Origin of the sequence: Pseudomonas schmalbachii (assembly GCF_017589465.1) — a bacterium.
GTDB lineage: Bacteria > Pseudomonadota > Gammaproteobacteria > Pseudomonadales > Pseudomonadaceae > Pseudomonas > Pseudomonas schmalbachii.
In genome coordinates this window covers 646095-665122 of the sequence record NZ_JAELYA010000002.1, presented here as the reverse complement: position 1 = coordinate 665122, position 19028 = coordinate 646095, and the positions used below count along the sequence as shown (strand labels likewise).

The 19028-nt window shown below is 67.1% G+C and carries 23 protein-coding genes and 1 riboswitch; of the genes, 17 read left to right on the top strand and 6 right to left on the bottom strand.

All coding sequences use genetic code 11. The features are described 5' to 3' along the window. Positions 1 to 3: 3 nt before the first annotated feature. The 3 genes from trxA to JFY56_RS08505 form a co-directional block, all read right to left on the bottom strand. Complete coding sequence (gene trxA / locus JFY56_RS08515) at positions 4 to 873, bottom strand: thioredoxin (RefSeq protein WP_208313098.1); 870 nt, start codon at positions 871 to 873, stop codon at positions 4 to 6. A gap of 75 nt (positions 874 to 948) precedes the next feature. Further along, on the bottom strand, positions 949 to 1605 hold the full coding sequence (locus tag JFY56_RS08510) for a class I SAM-dependent methyltransferase (RefSeq protein WP_208313097.1): 657 nt from the start codon (positions 1603 to 1605) through the stop codon (positions 949 to 951). After that, a complete protein-coding gene (locus JFY56_RS08505) occupies positions 1602 to 2045 on the bottom strand; it encodes a YbaY family lipoprotein (RefSeq protein WP_208313096.1) in 444 nt (147 codons plus the stop codon). The genes JFY56_RS08510 and JFY56_RS08505 overlap by 4 nt, the downstream gene beginning before the upstream one ends. Positions 2046 to 2184: 139 nt before the next feature. Between JFY56_RS08505 and nrdR the strand changes: the two genes are divergently transcribed. From nrdR to JFY56_RS08460, 9 genes are all read left to right on the top strand, one after another. Continuing rightward, positions 2185 to 2649 (top strand): transcriptional regulator NrdR, encoded by a 465-nt coding sequence (gene nrdR / locus JFY56_RS08500; protein WP_208313095.1) that lies wholly within the window; start codon positions 2185 to 2187, stop codon positions 2647 to 2649. Then, positions 2646 to 3749 (top strand): bifunctional diaminohydroxyphosphoribosylaminopyrimidine deaminase/5-amino-6-(5-phosphoribosylamino)uracil reductase RibD, encoded by a 1104-nt coding sequence (ribD, locus tag JFY56_RS08495; RefSeq protein ID WP_208313094.1) that lies wholly within the window; start codon positions 2646 to 2648, stop codon positions 3747 to 3749. The genes nrdR and ribD overlap by 4 nt, the downstream gene beginning before the upstream one ends. Positions 3750 to 3966: 217 nt before the next feature. After that, a riboswitch (FMN riboswitch) is annotated at positions 3967 to 4115 on the top strand. Between the two features lie 142 nt (positions 4116 to 4257). Then, entirely contained in the window at positions 4258 to 4920 is a 663-nt protein-coding gene (locus JFY56_RS08490) for a riboflavin synthase (RefSeq protein ID WP_208313093.1), read from the top strand. Between the two features lie 10 nt (positions 4921 to 4930). Further along, entirely contained in the window at positions 4931 to 6010 is a 1080-nt protein-coding gene (gene ribBA / locus JFY56_RS08485) for a bifunctional 3,4-dihydroxy-2-butanone-4-phosphate synthase/GTP cyclohydrolase II (protein ID WP_208313092.1), read from the top strand. Between the two features lie 99 nt (positions 6011 to 6109). Then, complete coding sequence (gene ribH / locus JFY56_RS08480) at positions 6110 to 6586, top strand: 6,7-dimethyl-8-ribityllumazine synthase (protein WP_208313091.1); 477 nt, start codon at positions 6110 to 6112, stop codon at positions 6584 to 6586. After that, positions 6583 to 7065, top strand: coding sequence for a transcription antitermination factor NusB (gene nusB / locus JFY56_RS08475; RefSeq protein ID WP_208313090.1), 483 nt, complete (start codon positions 6583 to 6585; stop codon positions 7063 to 7065). The genes ribH and nusB overlap by 4 nt, the downstream gene beginning before the upstream one ends. Before the next feature lie 17 nt (positions 7066 to 7082). After that, complete coding sequence (gene thiL / locus JFY56_RS08470) at positions 7083 to 8042, top strand: thiamine-phosphate kinase (RefSeq protein ID WP_208313089.1); 960 nt, start codon at positions 7083 to 7085, stop codon at positions 8040 to 8042. 2 nt (positions 8043 to 8044) lie between these two features. Further along, positions 8045 to 8560 carry a phosphatidylglycerophosphatase A family protein gene (locus JFY56_RS08465; RefSeq protein ID WP_208313088.1) on the top strand — a complete coding sequence of 172 codons (516 nt, stop codon included), beginning with the start codon at positions 8045 to 8047 and terminating at the stop codon, positions 8558 to 8560. 76 nt (positions 8561 to 8636) lie between these two features. After that, entirely contained in the window at positions 8637 to 9278 is a 642-nt protein-coding gene (locus tag JFY56_RS08460; RefSeq protein ID WP_208313087.1) for a retropepsin-like aspartic protease family protein, read from the top strand. Positions 9279 to 9428: 150 nt separating this feature from the next. Here JFY56_RS08460 and JFY56_RS08455 read toward each other — a convergent pair whose 3' ends face one another. Further along, the gene (locus JFY56_RS08455; protein ID WP_208313086.1) at positions 9429 to 9797 is read right to left on the bottom strand and encodes a hypothetical protein; all 369 of its coding nucleotides are present in this window, start codon (positions 9795 to 9797) and stop codon (positions 9429 to 9431) included. A 356-nt stretch (positions 9798 to 10153) separates the two neighbouring features. On the opposite strand from JFY56_RS08455, the gene ribA reads away from it, so the two are divergent. From ribA to JFY56_RS08440, 3 genes are read left to right on the top strand one after another with little or no spacing between them, the layout of a single operon-like run. After that, the gene (ribA, locus tag JFY56_RS08450; RefSeq protein WP_208313085.1) at positions 10154 to 10777 is read left to right on the top strand and encodes a GTP cyclohydrolase II; all 624 of its coding nucleotides are present in this window, start codon (positions 10154 to 10156) and stop codon (positions 10775 to 10777) included. Then, positions 10774 to 11190: an MFS transporter gene (locus JFY56_RS08445; protein WP_408004386.1), complete on the top strand. Its 417-nt coding sequence runs from the start codon at positions 10774 to 10776 to the stop codon at positions 11188 to 11190. The genes ribA and JFY56_RS08445 overlap by 4 nt, the downstream gene beginning before the upstream one ends. Then, complete coding sequence (locus tag JFY56_RS08440) at positions 11190 to 11990, top strand: helical backbone metal receptor (protein ID WP_208313084.1); 801 nt, start codon at positions 11190 to 11192, stop codon at positions 11988 to 11990. Before JFY56_RS08445 ends, JFY56_RS08440 begins: the two co-directional genes overlap by 1 nt. A gap of 113 nt (positions 11991 to 12103) precedes the next feature. Here the strand turns inward: JFY56_RS08440 and JFY56_RS08435 are convergent, their stop codons facing one another. Together JFY56_RS08435 and JFY56_RS08430 are read right to left on the bottom strand one after the other, a co-directional pair. Then, positions 12104 to 13417, bottom strand: coding sequence for a bifunctional DedA family/phosphatase PAP2 family protein (locus tag JFY56_RS08435; protein ID WP_208313083.1), 1314 nt, complete (start codon positions 13415 to 13417; stop codon positions 12104 to 12106). Next, positions 13414 to 14133 (bottom strand): DNA-3-methyladenine glycosylase, encoded by a 720-nt coding sequence (locus JFY56_RS08430; protein ID WP_208313082.1) that lies wholly within the window; start codon positions 14131 to 14133, stop codon positions 13414 to 13416. Before JFY56_RS08430 ends, JFY56_RS08435 begins: the two co-directional genes overlap by 4 nt. Positions 14134 to 14319: 186 nt before the next feature. Here JFY56_RS08430 and JFY56_RS08425 point away from each other — a divergent pair, with 186 nt between their 5' ends. Genes JFY56_RS08425 through mrdA form a run of 5 tightly spaced genes read left to right on the top strand, consistent with a single transcriptional unit; the run spans position 14320 to position 19011 of the window. Then, positions 14320 to 15585: a glutamate-5-semialdehyde dehydrogenase gene (locus JFY56_RS08425; protein WP_208313081.1), complete on the top strand. Its 1266-nt coding sequence runs from the start codon at positions 14320 to 14322 to the stop codon at positions 15583 to 15585. Between the two features lie 10 nt (positions 15586 to 15595). Continuing rightward, the gene (gene nadD / locus JFY56_RS08420; protein ID WP_208313080.1) at positions 15596 to 16246 is read left to right on the top strand and encodes a nicotinate-nucleotide adenylyltransferase; all 651 of its coding nucleotides are present in this window, start codon (positions 15596 to 15598) and stop codon (positions 16244 to 16246) included. Between the two features lie 23 nt (positions 16247 to 16269). Further along, positions 16270 to 16623, top strand: a complete 354-nt coding sequence (gene rsfS / locus JFY56_RS08415) for a ribosome silencing factor (protein WP_208313079.1) — start codon at positions 16270 to 16272, stop codon at positions 16621 to 16623. A gap of 7 nt (positions 16624 to 16630) precedes the next feature. After that, entirely contained in the window at positions 16631 to 17098 is a 468-nt protein-coding gene (rlmH, locus tag JFY56_RS08410; RefSeq protein WP_208313078.1) for a 23S rRNA (pseudouridine(1915)-N(3))-methyltransferase RlmH, read from the top strand. 20 nt (positions 17099 to 17118) lie between these two features. After that, positions 17119 to 19011: a penicillin-binding protein 2 gene (gene mrdA / locus JFY56_RS08405; RefSeq protein ID WP_208313077.1), complete on the top strand. Its 1893-nt coding sequence runs from the start codon at positions 17119 to 17121 to the stop codon at positions 19009 to 19011. Positions 19012 to 19028 lie beyond the last annotated feature (17 nt).

The following is a 19028-nucleotide window of genomic DNA, read 5'->3' as shown; positions in this document are numbered from 1 at the left end:
GGATCAATACATAGAATTGGCCAGCTTGCGGCGGTAGGTGACGACCAGCGGGTGGTCGTTGCCGAGCAGGTCGAACACCTGCACCAGGGTCTTGCGCGGCAGGTCCTCGCCGTAGGCGCGGTTGCGCTGGAACAGGCGCAGCAGGCCGTCCATCGCCGCTTCGTACTGCTGGCGGGCGAGTTGCTGGATCGCCAACTGGTAGGCGGCCTCGTCGTCGTTGGCGTCGGCGGCCAGGCGGGTCTTCAGCGTGGCGGCGTCGGGCAGTTCGGCGGCCTGGCGGAGGAAGGTCAGCTGGGCCTTGGCGGCGGCCAGCGCCTGCTTGTGCTCGTCGCCCTTCACCGCGCCGAGGACGATCTCCGCCTCGCCCAGCTCGCCGCGTTCGGCCAGGCAGCGGGCGTAGAGGATCAGCGCCTTGGCATTGCCGTTGTCCTCAGCGAGAAGCGCCTTGAGCTGGGCCTCGGCGTCGGCGAAGCGGCCTTCGGCGAACGCGGCTTCGGCGGTATCCAGCGGATTGCCGGCGGGAGCGGCGGGTTGCTGGACATGCGGTTCGAGCATGCCGCGGATCGCCGACTCCGGTTGCGCGCCGGCGAAGCCGTCGACCGGCTGGCCGTCCTTGAACAGCACCACGGTCGGCAGGCTGCGGATGCCGAAGCGCATCACGATGTCCTGCTCGATGTCGCAGTTGACCTTGGCCAGCAGCAGTTCGCCCTGGTAGGACTCGGTGATCTGCGCCAGCAGCGGCATCAGCGCCTTGCACGGGGCGCACCAGTCGGCCCAGAAGTCCACCAGCACCGGCTTGTGGAAGGAGTTCTGGATCACCAACTGGTCGAAATTGGCGGTTGTGACATCGAAGATGTAGGGCGTATCGCTCATGAAGGATCTCGGTGTACGAAAAGGGCGACAGAACAGCGTGCCACTATAAGTGGGGGCGCCGCGCGGCGAAACAAGTCAATCGCGACGGGCGTGATACAGGCTTACCCGGCGGAATTCGGCCGGTTCTGCGAGATCCGGCCAGGTGCAGGCGTCGAGTACGTCCAGGCGCCGGTACAGCGGGTGCTGGAAGTCGCGCACGCGGGAGTCGGCGACCAGCGCCTCGCGCCCGCGGCTGAGGAAGGCGTCGAGCAGCGGCAGGTTGGCGCGGTCGTAGAGCACGTCGGCGACGATGATCAGGTCGTAGCGATCCTCTTCCTTGAAGAAGTCGTCGGAATAGCTCAGCTCCACGCCGTTCAGCGCCGCGTTGGCGCGGCAGGCCTCCAGCGCCAGCGGGTCGAGATCGCAGGCCACCACTTCTGCCGCACCCGCCTTGGCCGCGGCGATGGCGGCGATGCCGGAGCCGGCGCCGAAGTCCAGCACGCGCTTGCCGCGCACCCATTCCGGCTGCTCGGCCAGCCAGCGCGCCAGCACCAGGCCGCTGGCCCAGCAGAAGCACCAGTAGGGCGGTTCTTCGAGGATGCGCCGGGTTTCCTCCGGGCTGAAGGCGCGGTCCATGTTTGCCGCATCGATCAGCCACAGGTCGATATCCGTGCCAGGCAGGCGTTCCGCGCTCAGGTGCGCATCGCCGAGCAGGTCGCTCAGCGCCTGTTGCAGGCTGGCCGGCGGCGTCATGGCGCACGCTCCAGGCGCAGTTCGCCGAGGGCGCGGGATTCCGCCTGGAGGATCTGCAGCGGGCGCAGGCGCCAGGCCAACTGGCCGGATTGGATGACCCGGGCGCGCAGCTCGACGCGGGCACTGTTCGGGAAGGATTGCGGATTGAACACCAGGCGGAACGGCATGGCGCCGCCGGTGGCGACCAGCCTGTCGCTGGCCAGCAGTTGCCGGGGGCGGTCGCGGTCGTCGACCACCAGCAGGGCGACTTCCACCTCGCTGCCGGCCGGCAGGTAACCCTGGGTGCTGCTGAGCATGCCGCTCAGTTCACGCATATGCGCGGGCAGCGCGGCCTGGACGGGGATGGAGGGCGTCGCTTCTTTCTCGGTGGGCGCCGGCTCGTCGCTGGCGCAGGCGGCGAGCAGGGTCAGCGCGAACAGGCAGGGCAGGCGTAGCTGCATGTGGGAGCTCCTTGCAACGGATTCCGGGCGGGCGCCTGTATAGCCTAGATGGCTGTGGTTTGTCTCGGGGCGGCGAGTGTTTCATTGCCGGGGGGATGCGCTACCATGAGGCCCCTTTCCGTTCAAGAATTGCCCGCCCATGCACTGTCCCTTCTGCAGCGCCCACGACACCAAAGTCATCGACTCGCGCCTGGTCGCCGAGGGCGATCAGGTTCGCCGCCGCCGCGAATGCCTGGCCTGCGGCGAGCGTTTCACCACCTTCGAGACCGCCGAACTGGTCATGCCGCGTCTGATCAAGCAGGACGGCAGCCGCCAGCCGTTCGACGAGGACAAGCTGCGTGCCGGCATGCAGCGCGCGCTGGAAAAACGCCCGGTCAGCGTCGAGCGACTGGAAGCGGCGCTGGCGCATATCAAGCACAAGCTGCGCGCCACCGGCGAGCGCGAGGTGAAGTCGCGGGTGGTCGGCGAACTGGTGATGGGCGAGCTGCAGAAGCTCGATGAAGTCGCCTATATCCGCTTTGCCTCGGTTTACCGTCGCTTCCAGGATCTCAACGAGTTCCGCGAGGAGATCGAACGTCTCGCCCGCGAGCCGGCCAAGCAATGATTCCGTCCGACCAGGCTTACATGGCACGCGCGCTGGAGCTGGCGCGCAAGGGGCTGTACTCCACCCATCCCAACCCGCGAGTCGGCTGCGTAGTGGTCAAGGACGGCATGGTGATCGGCGAAGGCTGGCACGTGCGCGCCGGCGAGCCGCATGCCGAGGTCCACGCGCTGCGCCAGGCCGGCGAGAACGCCCGTGGCGCCACCGCCTACGTGACGCTGGAGCCGTGCAGCCACTTCGGCCGCACCCCGCCATGCGCCGATGCGCTGGTCAAGGCCGGCGTGGCGCGGGTGGTGGCGGCCATGCAGGACCCCAACCCGCAGGTCGCCGGCAGCGGACTGCGGCGCATCGCCGAGGCCGGCATCGCGGTCGAGTCGGGGATGCTGGAAGCCGAAGCGCGGGAGATCAATGTCGGCTTCATCAAACGCATGGAAAGCGGCCTGCCGTTCGTGCGGGTGAAGCTGGCCATGAGCCTCGACGGCCGCACCGCGATGGCCAGCGGCGAGAGCCAGTGGATCACCGGGCCGGCGGCACGCCGCGCCGTGCAGCGCCTGCGGGCGCGTTCCAGTGTGGTGCTGTCCGGGGCCGACACGGTATTGCTGGATAACGCCCGCCTCAACGTCCGCCCCGAAGAACTTGGGCTGGATGCCGAACTGACCGCCCTGGCCGCCCAGCGCCAGCCGTTGCGGGTGCTGGTCGACGGGCGCCTGCGGGTGCCGCTGGATGCGCCGTTCTATCAGGCCGGGCCGGCGCTGGTCGCCAGTTGCGCGGCGGACGAACGCTATGCCGCCGCTGGCCATGAGCTGCTGGCGCTGCCGGGGGCGGACGGGCATGTCGATCTGCGCAGACTGCTGCTCGAACTGGCCGCCCGTGGCGCCAACGAAGTGCTGGTGGAAGCCGGGCCGCGCCTGGCCGGCGCCTTCGCCCGTCTCGGACTGGTGGACGAGTACCGGATCTTCATGGCGCCCAAGCTGCTCGGCTCCAGCGCCCGCCCGCTGCTGGACCTGCCGCTGGAAAGGATGGCCGAGGCGCGCGAGCTGAAGATCAGCGACATCCGCGCGGTGGGCGACGACTGGCTGATCACGGCACATCCCGTACCGTAGGTTGGCGCTGAGCGCAGCGAAGCCCAACATCTCCCGAACCTGGGCGCCAATCCCGTTGGGCTTCGTGCCTCAGCCCAACCTACGGGAGCGAACCCCAGCGATGTAATGGCCTGGCAGGTGTCGTATGGCATTCCGCGGTCTGAAAGAACCCTCCGACTTGTTCCGCAGAATTGGCAACTGTGGTAAAACGCCACACGCGGTTGCAAGGCAGCCGCGATGACGTTCTCAGGGCGGGGTGCAATTCCCCACCGGCGGTAATGGCGCGCAAGGTGCCTAGCCCGCGAGCGCTTGCCGATTCGGCAAGGTCAGCAGACCCGGTGCGATTCCGGGGCCGACGGTCACAGTCCGGATAAAGAGAGAACGGGATGAGCCAATGGGGTGCGTTCGTGCGCGCCCATGTAGTCCCTTCGATCCGATACGCCCTGTTTTTTCCAAAACAGGAGTTCGCACAGATGCAACATCCAATTCCTTCTGCCCGCGCAGCGGTGGCAGCGTTCCGGGAGGCCTCATGTTCACAGGCATAATCGAGTCCATCGGCACGATCCGTTCGATCACACCGAAGGGCGGTGACGTTCGCCTCTACGTGCAGACCGGCAAGCTCGACCTCGGCGACGTAAAACTCGGCGACAGCATCGCGGTGAACGGCGTCTGCCTGACTGCCGTGGAGCTGCCGGGCGACGGCTTCTGGGCCGACGTCAGCCGCGAGACCCTGGCGCGCAGCGCCTTCCATGATCTCAAGGTAGGCAGCCGGGTGAACCTGGAGAAAGCCCTGACCCCGACCACCCGCCTTGGCGGCCATCTGGTCAGCGGCCACGTCGACGGCGTCGGCGAGATCGTCAAGCGCGAGGAAAACGCCCGCGCCATCCAGTTCACCGTGCGTGCGCCGCGCGAACTGGCCAAGTACATCGCGTTGAAGGGTTCGATCACCGTGGATGGCACCAGCCTCACCGTCAACGCGGTGAACGGCGCCGAATTCGAACTGACCATCGTGCCGCACACGCTGGTCGAGACCATCATGGACGACTACCGTCCGGGCCGCGCGGTCAACCTCGAGGTCGACCTGCTGGCGCGCTACCTGGAGCGCCTGCTGCTGGGCGACAAGGCCGCCGAGCCGAGCGCATCCGGAATCACCGAAGCTTTCCTGGCCGAAAACGGCTATCTGAAGAATTAAGGAACTGCCCATGGCACTCAACAGCATAGAAGAACTGCTCGAGGACATTCGTCAGGGCAAGATGGTCATCCTGATGGATGACGAAGACCGCGAGAACGAAGGCGACCTGATCATGGCCGCCGAATCCGTGCGCACCGAAGACATCAACTTCATGGCCAAGTACGCCCGTGGCCTGATCTGCATGCCGATGGACCGCGAGCGTTGCGAGCGCCTCGGCCTGCCGCTGATGGTGCAGCGCAACGGCTCCGGCTTCGGCACCAAGTTCACCGTCTCCATCGAGGCCGCCGAAGGCGTCACCACCGGCATTTCCGCCGCCGACCGCGCGCGCACCGTGCAGGCTGCCGCGGCGAAGAATGCCGTCGCTGCCGATATCGTCAGCCCCGGCCACATCTTCCCGCTGATGGCCCAGCCGGGCGGTGTGCTGGCTCGTGCCGGCCACACCGAGGCGGCTTGCGACCTGGCGCGCATGGCCGGTTTCGAGCCGTCCGGGGTGATCTGCGAGATCATGAACGACGACGGCAGCATGGCCCGTCGTCCGGAGCTGGAAGCCTTCGCCGAGCAGCATGGCATCAAGATCGGCACCATCGCCGACCTGATCCACTACCGCCTGATCCACGAGCGCACCGTCGAGCGCATCGGCGAGCAGCCGCTGGACAGCGAACTGGGCCACTTCAACCTGATCACCTACCGTGACTCGGTGGAGAACGAAGTCCACCTGGCGCTGACCGTCGGCAATATCAGCCCCGAAGAGCCGACCCTGGTGCGCGTGCACAACATGGACCCGCTGCGCGACCTGCTGCAGGTCAACCAGCCGGGCCGCTGGAGCCTGCGTGCGGCGATGAGCAAGGTCGCCGAGTCGGGCGGCGTGGTTCTGCTGCTCGGCCACCAGATCGCCGGCGACGACCTGCTCGCCCACGTTCGCGAAAACGCCGCGGCGAAGTCGCCGACCACCTACAGTACCGTGGGTGCCGGTTCGCAGATCCTGCGCGACCTCGGCGTGCGCAAGATGCGCCTGATGAGCGCGCCGATGCGTTTCAACGCGATATCCGGCTTCGACCTGGAAGTTGTAGAATACCTGCCCGCTGAATGAGCCCTGGCCGTCACGCAGTCCGTGGCGGCCGGCCTTTCAACCCATTTTCGCGGAGCGCCCGAACGTGCGCTCCGGCTCTTTAACAGACGAGACCTGCACATGACCCTGAAGACCATCGAAGGTACCTTCATCGCCCCCAAAGGCCGTTACGCCCTGGTGGTCGGCCGCTTCAACAGCTTCGTGGTGGAAAGCCTGGTGGGCGGCGCCATCGACGCCCTGGTCCGCCATGGCGTGTCGGAAGACGACATCACCATCATCCGCGCTCCGGGTGCCTTCGAGATCCCGCTGGTGACCCAGAAGGTCGCCCAGCAAGGCGAATACGCCGCGATCATCGCCCTCGGCGCCGTGATCCGTGGAGGCACCCCGCACTTCGAATACGTCGCCGGTGAATGCACCAAGGGTCTGGCGCAGGTTTCCATGGAGTTCGGCATTCCAGTCGCCTTCGGCGTGCTGACCGTCGACTCCATCGAGCAGGCCATCGAGCGCTCCGGCACCAAGGCCGGCAACAAGGGCGCCGAAGCCGCTCTCTCCGCCCTGGAAATGGTAAGCCTGCTGGCGCAGCTGGAGGCCAAGTGAGCAACAACGACAGCGGCACTCCGGCGCCCAAATCGGCTAAGCCGAACAAGATCGCCATGCGCCGCAAGGCCCGCAGCCTCGCGGTGCAGGCCTTGTATTCCTGGCAGATGGCCGGCCAGCCGCTCAACGAGATCGAAGCGCAGTTCCGCACCGACAACGATTTCAGCGAAGTCGACGGCGCCTACTTCCACGAGATCCTCCACGGCGTTCCGCGCCTGAAGAGCGAGCTGGACCAGGAGTTCACGCCCTGCCTGGATCGCCCGCTGGAAGAAATCGATCCGGTCGAACTGGCGATCCTGCGTCTCTCCACCTACGAGCTGCGCAACCGCGCCGACGTGCCGTACAAGGTGGTGATCAACGAAGGCATCGAGCTGGCCAAGATCTTCGGCGCCACCGACGGGCACAAGTTCGTCAACGGCGTGCTCGACAAGCTGGCACCGCGCCTGCGCGCGGCCGAGCTGCGCGGCGGCAAGCGCTAAGCGCTACGTCCGTCGGCATGGGTGAGTTCGAGCTGATCCGCCGCTACTTCGCCTCGGCCGCCTGCGCGGCCGGGGCCGAAGGCGTGGCCCTGGGCATCGGCGACGACTGCGCCCTGCTGGCTCCCGCACCCGGCGAGCAACTGGCGGTATCCACCGACACCCTGGTCGCCGGGGTGCACTTTCCCGAAGTCTGCGATCCCTTCCTGCTCGGCCAGCGCGCCCTGGCGGTATCCGCCAGCGATCTGGCGGCGATGGGCGCAACCCCTCTTGCATTCACGCTCGCGCTGACCCTGCCGACGGCCGATGCCGCCTGGCTGGAAGGTTTCGCCCGCGGCCTCAACCGGATGGCGCACAACTGCGGTCTGGCGCTGGTCGGCGGCGATACCACGCGCGGGCCGCTGAGCATGACCGTCACCGTGTTCGGCCGGGTGCCGGCCGGGCAGGCGCTGACCCGTGCCGGTGCGCAGGTGGGCGACCTGCTCTGCGTCGGCGGCGTCGTCGGCGAGGCAGGTGGCGCGCTGGAGCTGGTGCTCGGCCGCCAGCAGGTTGCGGCGGAAATCGCCGAGCCGCTGCTGGCGCGCTACTGGTCGCCGCAGCCGCAACTGGCCTTCGGTCAGGCGCTGCGCGGCAAGGCCACGGCGGCGCTGGACGTTTCCGACGGCCTGCTCGCCGACTGCGGGCACATCTCCCGCGCCTCGGGCGTCGCCCTGGTGATCGAGTCCGAACGGCTGCCGGCGAGCGCCGCGCTGGAAACCCTGCTCGGCGCCGAACGCGCCCTGCAGCAGAAACTCGGAGCCGGTGACGACTACGTGCTGGCCTTCACCCTGCCACCGCGCCACCTGGCGGAACTGCAGGCGCAATGGCCGCAGATGGCGGTGGTCGGCCGGGCCGAGGCGGGCGAGGGCGTGCGGGTGCTGGATGCCCGCGGACAGGACATCACGCCGCGTCAGGGCGGCTATCTGCATTTCATGGAGTAGCAGTGGTAGAGCATCCCGATCAGGCGCCGGCCCAGCCGGTACCGCATTCCGTCTGGCACAACCCCTGGCACTTCATCGCCTTCGGCTTCGGCTCCGGCACCCTGCCCAAGGCGCCGGGCACCTGGGGTTCGCTGGTCGCCTTGCCGTTCATTCCGCTGTGGCAGATGCTGCCGGACTGGGGCTACTGGCTGATGCTCGGCGTCACCATGCTGTTCGGCTTCTGGCTGTGCGGCAAGGTGGCGGACGACCTGCGCGTGCACGACCACGAAGGCATCGTCTGGGACGAGATGGTCGGCATGTGGATAACCCTCTGGCTGGTGCCGGAGGGGTGGTGGTGGCTGCTGATCGGCTTCGTCGTGTTCCGTATAGTCGATATCGCCAAGCCGTGGCCGATCAGCTGGATCGACCGCAATGTCCACGGCGGCGTCGGCATCATGCTCGACGATGTGCTGGCCGGCGTCTTCGCCTGGCTGGTCATGCAGGGACTGGTCTGGGGCTGGGCCAACTGGCTGCTGTGATCGGCACGTCACTGACGGCTGGTCGCGGCGGTTGTATCGTGGCGGTCCACAGGTGAATTTCGCCAAGGAGTAGAACATGCTGCGTGCGTTGCTGGCCCTGACTCTTTCCGCGCTCACGGCGGTCGCCCTGGCGGCGCCGCAGGTGCGCGTGGTCGGCCTGTTCGCCGGGGCCGCGGTGGTCAACATCGACGGCCAGCGCCGGCTGCTCAAGGTCGGCCAGAGCAGTCCGGAAGGCGTGCAACTGGTCAGCGCCGACAGCCGCAAGGCGGTGCTGCGCATCGGCGGCGTGGAGCGCACCTTCGAACTTTCCCGCGAATACAGCGACGGCTATGCCGCGCCGCAGCAGCAATCGCTGAGCATCGCCCGCGGCGTTGGCGGGCACTACTGGGTGGCCGGCTCGATCAATGGCCAGTCGGTGCAGTTCCTGGTCGATACCGGCGCCACCGCCGTGGCGATGAACGAGGCGCAGGCGCAGCGCCTGGGACTGGATTTCCGCGTCAACGGCCAGGCGATGATGGTCAACACCGCCAGCGGCGTGGCCAAGGCCTGGCGGATGAAGCTCGACCGGGTCAAGGTCGGCGGCCTGGAAGTGCTCGGGGTGGACGCCATCATGATGGAAGGCGGCTCGCCGGCCGACGTGCTGCTCGGCATGAGCTATCTCAATCGCGTCGGCTGGCGCGAGGATCAGGGGATGCTGATTCTCGAATCCAAGCACTGAGAGCCTGTTTACGATCTGCTGCGCGTCGGCATAACTGCGTTGAAAACGGGCTCAGGATGCTCATTTACTGCGTGTAAACTCCGCTCCCTCGCCCATTTTCGCCTTGTTCTGCTCTAGCTCGCGAGATCCTAAACAGGCTCTGAGGCCTATCTACAGGTAGCGACTCCACTGCAGGGTGGCCACCGTACTCTGGTTGCCGTCACCGGGTTCGCAACCGTTTCCGCACGGCTCGTTGCCGCTCATGTCGGGAAGGCTGCACGGGTTGAAGCTGGGCGGCAGGTTCTGCAGGTCGATGGTTGTGCTGCCGCCCCATGAATTCCTGCTTGTCGAGTTACTTTGTTTTGCTGCGGTGATATAGCCGTTGATCCTGGTGCTGCCGCCGGTATTCAGAAAATCTCCGGCGACCACGCTGCCATAGATCTCTGTCGAACTACCGAGCGTAATGATTCCGCCGCTGAAGGCGTCGCCAACATAGCTGCCGGCCAGGAGCGCGACATTGCCCAGCGAATTGGACTTCATCTGGGTGGGATCGCAGAAGTTGGCCGGGTACAACCCTGCCGTTGACGTTGCGCACGCTGACCTTCATCTGGCCGTCGTACTCGAATATGTAGTTGGCGGAGTTCTTCGGTTCGTATGCGTCGACGTGCGGTTTGGGAGGGGTAAAGCATTGGAGGGGCAGACCCTGCAGGTTGACGTTGGCGTCGGATTTGCCCGATGGGCAGTTGATCGTCTTGCCACCGAGATGCAGGCCTGTGAATTCATTCCACTCCACCTTCGGGCATTGAACGTCGGTCTTGCTGCTATTTCGCCTGCCAGCCACGCCCGCCCTGCTGTTACAATGCACACCCTTTGTATTTCCAAGACAGGAGCATCCGGTGTCCGTTGTCTTTGTCGCCGCCTCCAAGCTGCCCACACCGTTCGGCGAATTCACCATGCATGGCTTCCTCGATGAGGAAACCGGCAAGGAACATGTCGCCCTGACCATGGGCACGATCGACGACGGCCTGCCGGTGCTGGGTCGCCTGCACTCCGAATGCCTGACCGGCGATGCGCTGTTCAGCCTGCGTTGCGACTGCGGCTTCCAGCTCGAAGGCGCCCTGGCGGCCATCGCCCATGAAGGCCGCGGCGTGCTGCTCTACCTGCGCCAGGAAGGCCGTGGCATCGGCCTGTTGAACAAGATCCGCGCCTACGAGCTGCAGGATGGCGGCGCCGATACGGTGGAAGCCAACCTGCAACTGGGCTTCGGCGCCGACCAGCGCGACTACGCCATGTGCCTGCCGATGCTGCAGCACCTGGGCGTCTGCGCGCTCAAGCTGATGACCAACAACCCGCGCAAGGTCAAGGCGCTGGAAGGCTACGGCCTTTCCGTCGCCCAGCGCGTGCCGTTGCAGAAGGGCCTGAACCCGCACAACAAGCGCTACCTGGCGACCAAGGCGGGCAAGCTCGGTCATCTGCTGGGCAACATGCATCAGGGTGAAGCCGAGGCCGAAGCCCAGTGAACAGGATCGCCATCCGCCGCCGCATGGCCGCCAACTGGTGGCTGCATGTGCTCCTCGCCATCGTGCCGGTGCTCGCCGTGGCCCTGCTGGTTGGCGACAACACCTGGCTGGCGGAGCTGGCCACGCCGGCCTTCGTCATCGGCCTGCTGTCGATGTTCCTGACCCTGTCGCTGTTCCGCGACTACCGCAGGGCGCTGGTGGCCACCCAGCAGGCGCTGGATACCCCGGACGAGAACTCCGCCTGGCTGCGTCTGGCCCAGGCTCGTCGCAGCGGCGCGCTGGGCGCCAGCCTGCCGGCATGGATCGCGGCGGTGGCGGCGCTGTTCGGCCTGAACGGCGTCGCGCTGATCCTGCTCGGCCTGACCAGCCTGGTCATCCTGATCCTCTACCGTATTCCCCGCCAACTGCGCTGATGCGCCTGCTTGCCTGGCTCCTGTCGCTGTTCGCGGTTCTGCCGCTGGCGGCGGCCGAGCGGGTGGTCAGCCTGTCGCCGTCGATGACCGACATGCTGCTGGAGCTGGATGCCGGCGACCGGCTGGTCGGCATGCTCGACAGCTACGAGCGGCCGCCGGCGCTTGTCAGCGTGCCGTCGATCGGCCGTTATGGGCAGATCGACATGGAGCGCCTGCTCAGCCTGCAGCCCGACCTTCTGTTGCTGTGGCCCGGCAGCGTGCCGCCCGCGCAGTTGGACATGCTGAAGAAGTTTGGCATCCCGCTGTACATCGCCGAACCACACCGCATGCAGGACGTTTCCCGGCAACTGGCCGATCTGGGCGAACGGCTCGGTCAGGGCGAGAAGGGCCGGCAACTGGCGCAGGACTTCGACCGGCGCGTCGCGCAGCTGCGCAGCGAGTACCGTCGGGAGCGGCCGTTGCGGGTGTTCTACCAACTGGGTGAACGACCGCTATATACCCTCGGCGGCAACCAGGTGATCAGCGATGCCCTGCAGGTCTGCGGCGCCACCAACCTGTTTGCCGACCTCGACCTGCCCGCCCCGCAGGTCGGCATGGAGTCGGTGCTGGCGCGCGACCCGGAAGTGATCCTCGCCGGCAGCAACACCGACCTGACGGCCTGGCGCGACATGCCGCAACTCAGCGCAACCCGCCTCGGCCAGCTCTGGCAAATCCCCGACCTCAACCTGGAGCGACCGAGCTACGCGATGCTCGCGGCGACCGAGAAGCTGTGCCGGTTGCTGGCGACGGCGAAGCGCTGATCAACATGCAACGCTGGGCTTCGCAGAGCGTAGGTTGGCGCTGAGCGCAGCGAAGCCCAACACCTGTCGAGCCGTGCTCCGTTGGGCTTCGCTGCGCTCAGCGCCAACCTACGTTAGAGCGGGGTGTAGCGGTGGATCGCTTCGGTCAGCCCCCAGCCGCTGGCGATGGCGAGCACCAGCAGGCAGGCCGGCAGCAGCGTCCACCAGATGCGTGGCGACAGCGCCGGCAGCGGCTGGCGACGCTGGCACAGCCACAGGCAGGCCGCGCAGACGGATGAGGCGAGCAGGGCGCCGGCGATGATGTCGCTCGGCCAGTGCGCGCCGAGGTAGACCCGCGACATGGCGATGCTGGCCGCCGGGATCAGCGCCAGCAGCAGCCAGACCAATCCCACCCGTGGCGGTTTCTCGCGGCTGGCGAGCAGGCCGAGGACGAGGAAGAAGGCGAAGGCGGCGGAGCTGTGCCCGCTGGGCATGCTGAAGGCACCGAGCGGGTCGGCGATCACTTCGGGGCGGGCGCGTTCGAACAGCTTCTTCAGGGTGTCGGTCAGCAGTGCGGTGCCGAGCATGCTGGCAGCGGCGAACAGCGCATGGCGCCACAGCCGCAGGGCTGCCAGCAGCAGCGCGAGGATGGCGCCGGCGGCGAGCTGGGTGCGGAAGTCGCCGACCCGGGTTACCGCTACCATCAGCTTGTTCATCCACAGCGTGCGGCGTTCCTGCACCAGTGCCATCAGGCCGTGATCGAGGGCGTCCAGGTGCGACCAGCCGAGCAGCAGGACCAGCAGCAGAATGAAGTTCAGTCCGGCCGCCAGCGGGGCCGTCCACACGTGCCGGCGCAGGTTCGCCCGCACCAGCAGGCCGATCATCAGTGCCAGTCCGGCGGCGACCACTGCCGCTTCCGTCCAGAAGCCCGGCGGCAGCGGCAGGCGCATCGCCGCGCCGGTGGTCCAGCCGGGCAGCAGGTAGGCGACCGACCAGCCGGCGGCGGCGACCACGGAAACCGCGAGGAAGCGCCCGAACGGCATGTCGAGCATGCCGGCGATCATCGGCAGGAACGGCCGGAAGGCGCCGATGAAGCGGCCGACCAGCAGGCTGGCCACGCCGTTGCGGGCGAAGAAGCCTTCCGCCCCGGCGATCCACTCGGGGTGGTGGCGCAGCACGGGCAGGCGGCGGATGTTCTGGTGGAAGTGGCGGCCGAGCCAATAGGAAAGGATGTCGCCCAGCAGCCCGCCGACGAACGCCAGCAGCAGGGTTTCGCCCAGCCCGAGGGCGCCGCTGCCGGCCAGCACGGCGATGGCGAAGAGCATCACCACCCCGGGCAGGACGATGCCGACGATGGCCGCGCATTCGAGGAAGGCGACCAGGAACAGGACCAGCGCCAGCCATTGCGGGTTGGCGCCGATCCAGGCGTTGAAGGCTTCAATGTTCATCGCAGGATGTCGTCCTGACTGCCGAGAATGTGGAAATCCTGCCCTTCGACCTGGCCGCGGCGCAGCGGGTTTCGTGTGCAGAAGGGCGCGAAGGCGGCGTCGACGAAGCGGTACATCAGGTGTTCGTCGCGGCCATGGGGAATGCCCAGGCGGGTGGTCTGGATGACCTGCGAAGGGCGTTCGCCGATGTCGTCGACGAACAGCCGCCGCGGGTCGAAGCGCTGGGCATCCCAGTCCGGCACCTTGAGGCCGAGTGCCTTGCACAGCAGGGTCTGGCCGGCACAGAGCTTGCCGTTCGGGCGGGCTGCGCCGCGGCTGTCCGGATTCAGGCGTTGCATGCAGGTCAGCGCATCGTCGCCGGAGACGCGGTCCAGCCAGGGATGCCCGGACTTGATCAGCACCGCGTTGCCGGCGCCGCCGGCGCTGAAGTTCAGCGAGTCGCCGCCGCGCGCGTAGTACATATAGATGTGCCCGCCGTCGAGGAACAGCGCCTTGCGCTTCTCGGTATAGCCGAGGGAGGCGTGGCTGCCCTTTTCCGCCAGGTAATAGGCTTCGGTCTCGATGATCCGCGCCGACAGCCAGAGATCGCCGAGCCGGTGGCGGATGATCTTGCCCAGCAGTTCGCGGGCGACCTGCATGGCGTCGCGGTTGAAGAAGCTGTCCGGGAGGGGACTGGCTTCCGGCCAGGGCAGGGCTGGAATGGGATCGCGGGGCATGGGACGGCGCATTCGCGGCAGTTGTGACGGTCGGGGATGATACTGCGGGTGCAACGGGCGGGTCATTACTGAGGGGCTGACGCACCTGGTAAGAATCGCTTGCATACCGGCCGGCTGTTGTGGCTGGGCGGGCAGGGGCAGGCTCGCTATAATCGCGCATTTCCCTCACGCCAGACGCCGAGACCCATGACCGAGTCCGTCCTCGATTATATGAGCCGCCTGGGCCGCGCCGCCCGCGAAGCGTCGCGCGTCATCGCGCGCGCTACCACCGCGCAGAAGAACCGCGCCCTGCTGGCCGCCGCCGATGCCCTGGACGCCGCCCGCGCCCAGCTGACCGAAGCCAACGAAAAGGATCTGGCCGCCGGCCGCGCCAATGGCCTGGAGCCAGCGCTGCTGGACCGTCTGGCGCTGACTCCGGCGCGCATCGACAGCATGATCGAGGGCCTGCGCCAGGTCGCCACTCTGCCCGACCCGGTCGGTGCGATCCGCGACATGAGTTCGCGTCCGTCCGGCATCCAGATCGGCAAGATGCGCGTGCCGCTGGGCGTGATCGGCATCATCTACGAGTCGCGGCCGAACGTGACCATCGACGCCGCCAGCCTGTGCCTGAAGTCCGGCAACGCCACCATACTGCGTGGCGGCTCCGAGGCGATCCACTCCAACCGTGCGATTGCCGCCTGCATCCAGAAGGGCCTGGCCGACGCCGGCCTGCCGGCTGCCGTGGTGCAGGTGGTGGAAACCACCGACCGCGCCGCGGTGGGCGCGCTGATCAGCATGCCGGAGTTCGTCGACGTGATCGTCCCGCGCGGCGGCAAGGGCCTGATCGAGCGCATCAGCCGTGACGCCCGCGTACCGGTGATCAAGCACCTGGACGGCATCTGCCACGTGTTCGTCGACGCCCAGGCCGACCTGGACAAGGCGCGCAGCATCGCCTTCAACGCCAAGTGCTACCGCTACGGTATCTGCGGCGCCATGGAAACCCTGCTGGTGGACGCCTCCGTGGCTGCCGCCTTCCTGCCGGCGATGGCCGCCCAGTACCGCGAGAAAGGCGTGGAACTGCGCGGTTGCGAGCGCACCCGCGAAGTGATCGAGGCGCTGCCGGCGACGGAGGAGGACTGGAGCACCGAGTACCTCGCGCCGATCCTCTCCATCCGCGTGGTCGACGGCCTGGAGCAGGCCATCGAGCACATCAACCACTACGGGTCGCACCACACCGACGCGATCGTCACCGAACACCAGGGCCACGCCCGGCGCTTCCTCGCCGAAGTGGACTCCAGCTCGGTGATGCTCAACGCTCCGACCTGCTTCGCCGACGGCTTCGAGTACGGCCTGGGCGCGGAGATCGGCATTTCCACCGACAAGCTGCACGCACGCGGCCCGGTCGGCCTGGAAGGCCTGACCTGCGAGAAGTACGTGGTGATTGGCGACGGCCAACTGCGCGGGCAGGCCTGAGCCCTTGCCGATGAAAGACTGCAGGCGCATCGGCCTGTTCGGCGGCACCTTCGATCCGGTGCACATCGGCCACCTGCGCAGCGCGCTGGAGGTCGCCGAACTGCTCGAACTCGACGAACTGCGCCTGTTGCCCAGCGCCCGCCCGCCGCACCGCGAAACGCCGCAGGTATCCGCTGCGCAGCGGCTGGCGATGGTCGAGCTGGCGGTGCAGGGTGTCGAGCCGTTGCGGGTGGACGATCGCGAACTGCGCCGCGACAAGCCGTCGTACACCATCGACACCCTCGAATCGCTGCGTGGCGAGCTGGGTGAGCAGGTTCCGCTGTACCTGCTGGTCGGCTGGGATGCCTTCTGCGGGCTGCCAACCTGGCATCGTTGGGAAGAACTGTTGGAGCACTGCCATATCGTCGTGCTGCAGCGTCCGGATGCCGACAGCGAAGCGCCGGAAGCCCTGCGCGACCTGCTGGCAGCGCGCAGCGTGGCCGATCCGGCGGCGTTGAGCGGCGCGGGCGGGCAGATCGCCTTCGTCTGGCAGACGCCGCTGGCGGTATCCGCCACGCAGATCCGCGCCGTGCTGGCGCAGGGGCGCTCGGTGCGCTTCCTGGTGCCGGACGCGGTGCTCAACTACATCGAGGCGCACGGGCTTTACCGGGCGTCAAACTGAACTACGAAACTAGAGAGTCATTCATGCAAACCGAACAACTCGTCGAGCTGGCCATCGCCGCTCTGGAAGATCTGAAGGCGCAGGACATCCTGCCAATCGACGTGCGCGAGAAAACCAGCGTTACCGACGTGATGGTGATCGCCTCCGGTACCTCCAGCCGCCAGGTCAAGTCGCTGGCCGAAAACGTGCTGATGAAAGCCAAGGAAAACGGCGTCAAGCCGCTGGGCAGCGAAGGTCTGGACAGCGGCGAATGGGCGCTGCTCGATCTGGGCAACGTGGTGGTCCACGTCATGCAGCCGGCCACCCGCCAGTTCTACGATCTGGAGCGCCTGTGGCAAGGCGCCGAGCAGAGCCGCGCGCACCACAGCCAGGAGTGAGCCTGCCGTGCGTCTGCGTCTGATCGCCGTCGGTTCGCGCATGCCGCGCTGGGTCGAGGAAGGCTGGCAGGAGTACGTCAAGCGCCTGCCTTCCGAGCTGTCCCTGGAGCTGGTGGAGATCCCGCTGAACACCCGCGGCAAGAACGCCGATGTCGCCCGCCTGATCCGTCAGGAGGGCGAGGCGATGCTGGCCAGGGTGCAGCCCGGCGAACGCGTGGTGACCCTGGAGGTCGAAGGACGCCCCTGGAGCACCGAGCAACTGGCGAAGGAGCTGGACCGCTGGCGCCTCGACGCGCGCACCGTCAACCTGATGGTGGGCGGCCCCGAAGGGCTGGCGCCGGAAGTCTGCGCGCGCAGCGAGCAGCGCTGGTCGCTGTCGCCGCTGACCCTGCCGCATCCGCTGGTACGGATCCTGGTCGGTGAGCAGATCTACCGGGCCTGGACCGTGCTGTCCGGCCATCCCTATCACAAGTAGTCACGAGTCGTTCCGCGCAGATGCCGCAGCCGATCCAACTGAAAGACCACGAGAAGGACGCGCGACAGGTTCGCAGCCGGGTCATCGTCGGTGCGGTGGCTATCGTCCTTCTCGCGCTGGTGCTGGTGGCGCGCATGTACCACCTGCAGGTCACGCAGTACGACTACCACTCGACCCTGTCCGAGAACAACCGCGTGCACGTGCAGCCGATTCCGCCGAGCCGTGGGCTGATCTTCGACAGAAACGGGGTGATCATCGCCGATAACCGGCCAAGTTTCAGTCTGACCGTCACCCGCGAGCGTACCGAGAACCTCGAACAGGTGATGCAGACGCTGGTGGAAATCCTCGGCCTGACCGAGGAAGACCGGGCGATCTTCCAGAAGCGCATGAAGCAGGGGCGCCGGCCGTTCGAACCGGTGCCGATCATGTTCGAGCTGTCCGAGGAGCAGATCGCCCGCATCGCGGTGAACCAGTACCGCCTGCCGGGCGTCGACGTGACCGCGCAGTTCGTCCGCCACTACCCGATGGGCGAGCATTTCGCCCACTCGGTCGGCTACGTCGGGCGGATCAACGAGCAGGAACTGAAGAAGCTCGACCCGGTGGCCTATTCCGGCACCCACCACATCGGCAAGACCGGCGTCGAGAAGTTCTACGAGGACGAACTGCACGGCACCGTCGGCTACGAGGAAGTCGAGACCAACGCCCGCGGCCGCGTGCTGCGCGTGCTCAAGCGCACCGAGCCGGTTTCCGGCAAGGACATCGTGCTGAGCATCGACAGCAGGCTGCAGGCCAAGGCCGAGGAGGCGATGGCCGGCCGGCGCGGCGCCATCGTGGCGATCGAGCCGTCCACCGGCGATGTGCTGGCGATGGTCAGCCAGCCGAGCTATGACCCCAACCTGTTCGTCACCGGTATCAGTTTCAAGGCTTACGCCGCGCTGCGCGATTCCATCGACCGCCCGCTGTACAACCGCGTGCTGCGCGGCCTGTACCCGCCGGGCTCGACGGTGAAGCCGGCGGTGGCGCTGGCCGGCCTGGACGCCGGGGTGGTCACGCCGTCCTCGCGGGTCTACGACCCCGGCTATTACCAACTGCCCAACTACGATCACAAGTACCGCAACTGGAACCGCTCCGGCGAGGGCTGGGTGAACCTGGAGCTGGCGATCATGCGCTCCAACGATACCTACTTCTACGACCTTGCCCACAAGCTCGGCATCGACCGCCTGCATGACTACATGAGCCGCTTCGGCTTCGGTCAGCGGGTGTCGCTGGACATGTTCGGCGAGGCGGACGGGCTGATGCCGTCGCGCGAGTGGAAGCGCGCGCTGCGCCGCCAGGCCTGGTTCCCCGGCGAGACGCTGATCCTTGGTATCGGCCAGGGCTACATGCAGTCGACGCCGCTGCAGCTGGCGCAGATGACCGCGCTGATCGCCAACCACGGCAAGTGGATTCGCCCGCACCTGGCCAAGACCATCGACGGCCAGCCGCCGGTCGACCCCAATCCGATGCCGGATATCGTCCTGCGCGATCAGAACAATTGGGAGCGGATCGACAGCGATATGCAGCAGGTCGTGCACAATACCCGCGGCACTGCGCACAAGGTCGGCGCCGGTTCGCTCTATCGCATCGCCGGCAAGAGCGGTACCGCGCAGGTGGTGGCGATCCGCCAGGGCGAGCGCTACGACCGCTCCAAGCTGCTCGAACGGCATCGCGACCACGCGCTGTTCGTCGGCTTCGCTCCGGCCGACAACCCGCAGATCGCCATCTCGGTGATGGTGGAGAACGGCGAGTCCGGCTCCGGCGTCGCCGCGCCGATCCTCAAGCAGGTGGCCGATGCCTGGCTGCTCGACGAGCAGGGCAGGCTCAAGCCCGAATTTGCGCCCCCGGCCCAGGTGGCAGAGGGTGCCAAACCATGAACATGAGCAGCAATTTC

Bases quoted from the DNA above. Each gene is read 5' to 3' on its own strand.
- trxA (WP_208313098.1), bottom strand. From the start codon at position 873: ATGAGCGATACGCCCTACATCTTCGATGTCACAACCGCCAATTTCGAC.
- JFY56_RS08510 (WP_208313097.1), bottom strand. From the start codon at position 1,605: ATGACGCCGCCGGCCAGCCTGCAACAGGCGCTGAGCGACCTGCTCGGC.
- JFY56_RS08505 (WP_208313096.1), bottom strand. From the start codon at position 2,045: ATGCAGCTACGCCTGCCCTGCCTGTTCGCGCTGACCCTGCTCGCCGCC.
- nrdR (WP_208313095.1), top strand. From the start codon at position 2,185: ATGCACTGTCCCTTCTGCAGCGCCCACGACACCAAAGTCATCGACTCG.
- ribD (WP_208313094.1), top strand. From the start codon at position 2,646: ATGATTCCGTCCGACCAGGCTTACATGGCACGCGCGCTGGAGCTGGCG.
- JFY56_RS08490 (WP_208313093.1), top strand. From the start codon at position 4,258: ATGTTCACAGGCATAATCGAGTCCATCGGCACGATCCGTTCGATCACA.
- ribBA (WP_208313092.1), top strand. From the start codon at position 4,931: ATGGCACTCAACAGCATAGAAGAACTGCTCGAGGACATTCGTCAGGGC.
- ribH (WP_208313091.1), top strand. From the start codon at position 6,110: ATGACCCTGAAGACCATCGAAGGTACCTTCATCGCCCCCAAAGGCCGT.
- thiL (WP_208313089.1), top strand. From the start codon at position 7,083: ATGGGTGAGTTCGAGCTGATCCGCCGCTACTTCGCCTCGGCCGCCTGC.
- JFY56_RS08460 (WP_208313087.1), top strand. From the start codon at position 8,637: ATGCTGCGTGCGTTGCTGGCCCTGACTCTTTCCGCGCTCACGGCGGTC.
- JFY56_RS08455 (WP_208313086.1), bottom strand. From the start codon at position 9,797: ATGAAGTCCAATTCGCTGGGCAATGTCGCGCTCCTGGCCGGCAGCTAT.
- JFY56_RS08440 (WP_208313084.1), top strand. From the start codon at position 11,190: ATGCGCCTGCTTGCCTGGCTCCTGTCGCTGTTCGCGGTTCTGCCGCTG.
- JFY56_RS08435 (WP_208313083.1), bottom strand. From the start codon at position 13,417: ATGAACATTGAAGCCTTCAACGCCTGGATCGGCGCCAACCCGCAATGG.
- JFY56_RS08430 (WP_208313082.1), bottom strand. From the start codon at position 14,133: ATGCCCCGCGATCCCATTCCAGCCCTGCCCTGGCCGGAAGCCAGTCCC.
- JFY56_RS08425 (WP_208313081.1), top strand. From the start codon at position 14,320: ATGACCGAGTCCGTCCTCGATTATATGAGCCGCCTGGGCCGCGCCGCC.
- nadD (WP_208313080.1), top strand. From the start codon at position 15,596: ATGAAAGACTGCAGGCGCATCGGCCTGTTCGGCGGCACCTTCGATCCG.
- rsfS (WP_208313079.1), top strand. From the start codon at position 16,270: ATGCAAACCGAACAACTCGTCGAGCTGGCCATCGCCGCTCTGGAAGAT.
- mrdA (WP_208313077.1), top strand. From the start codon at position 17,119: ATGCCGCAGCCGATCCAACTGAAAGACCACGAGAAGGACGCGCGACAG.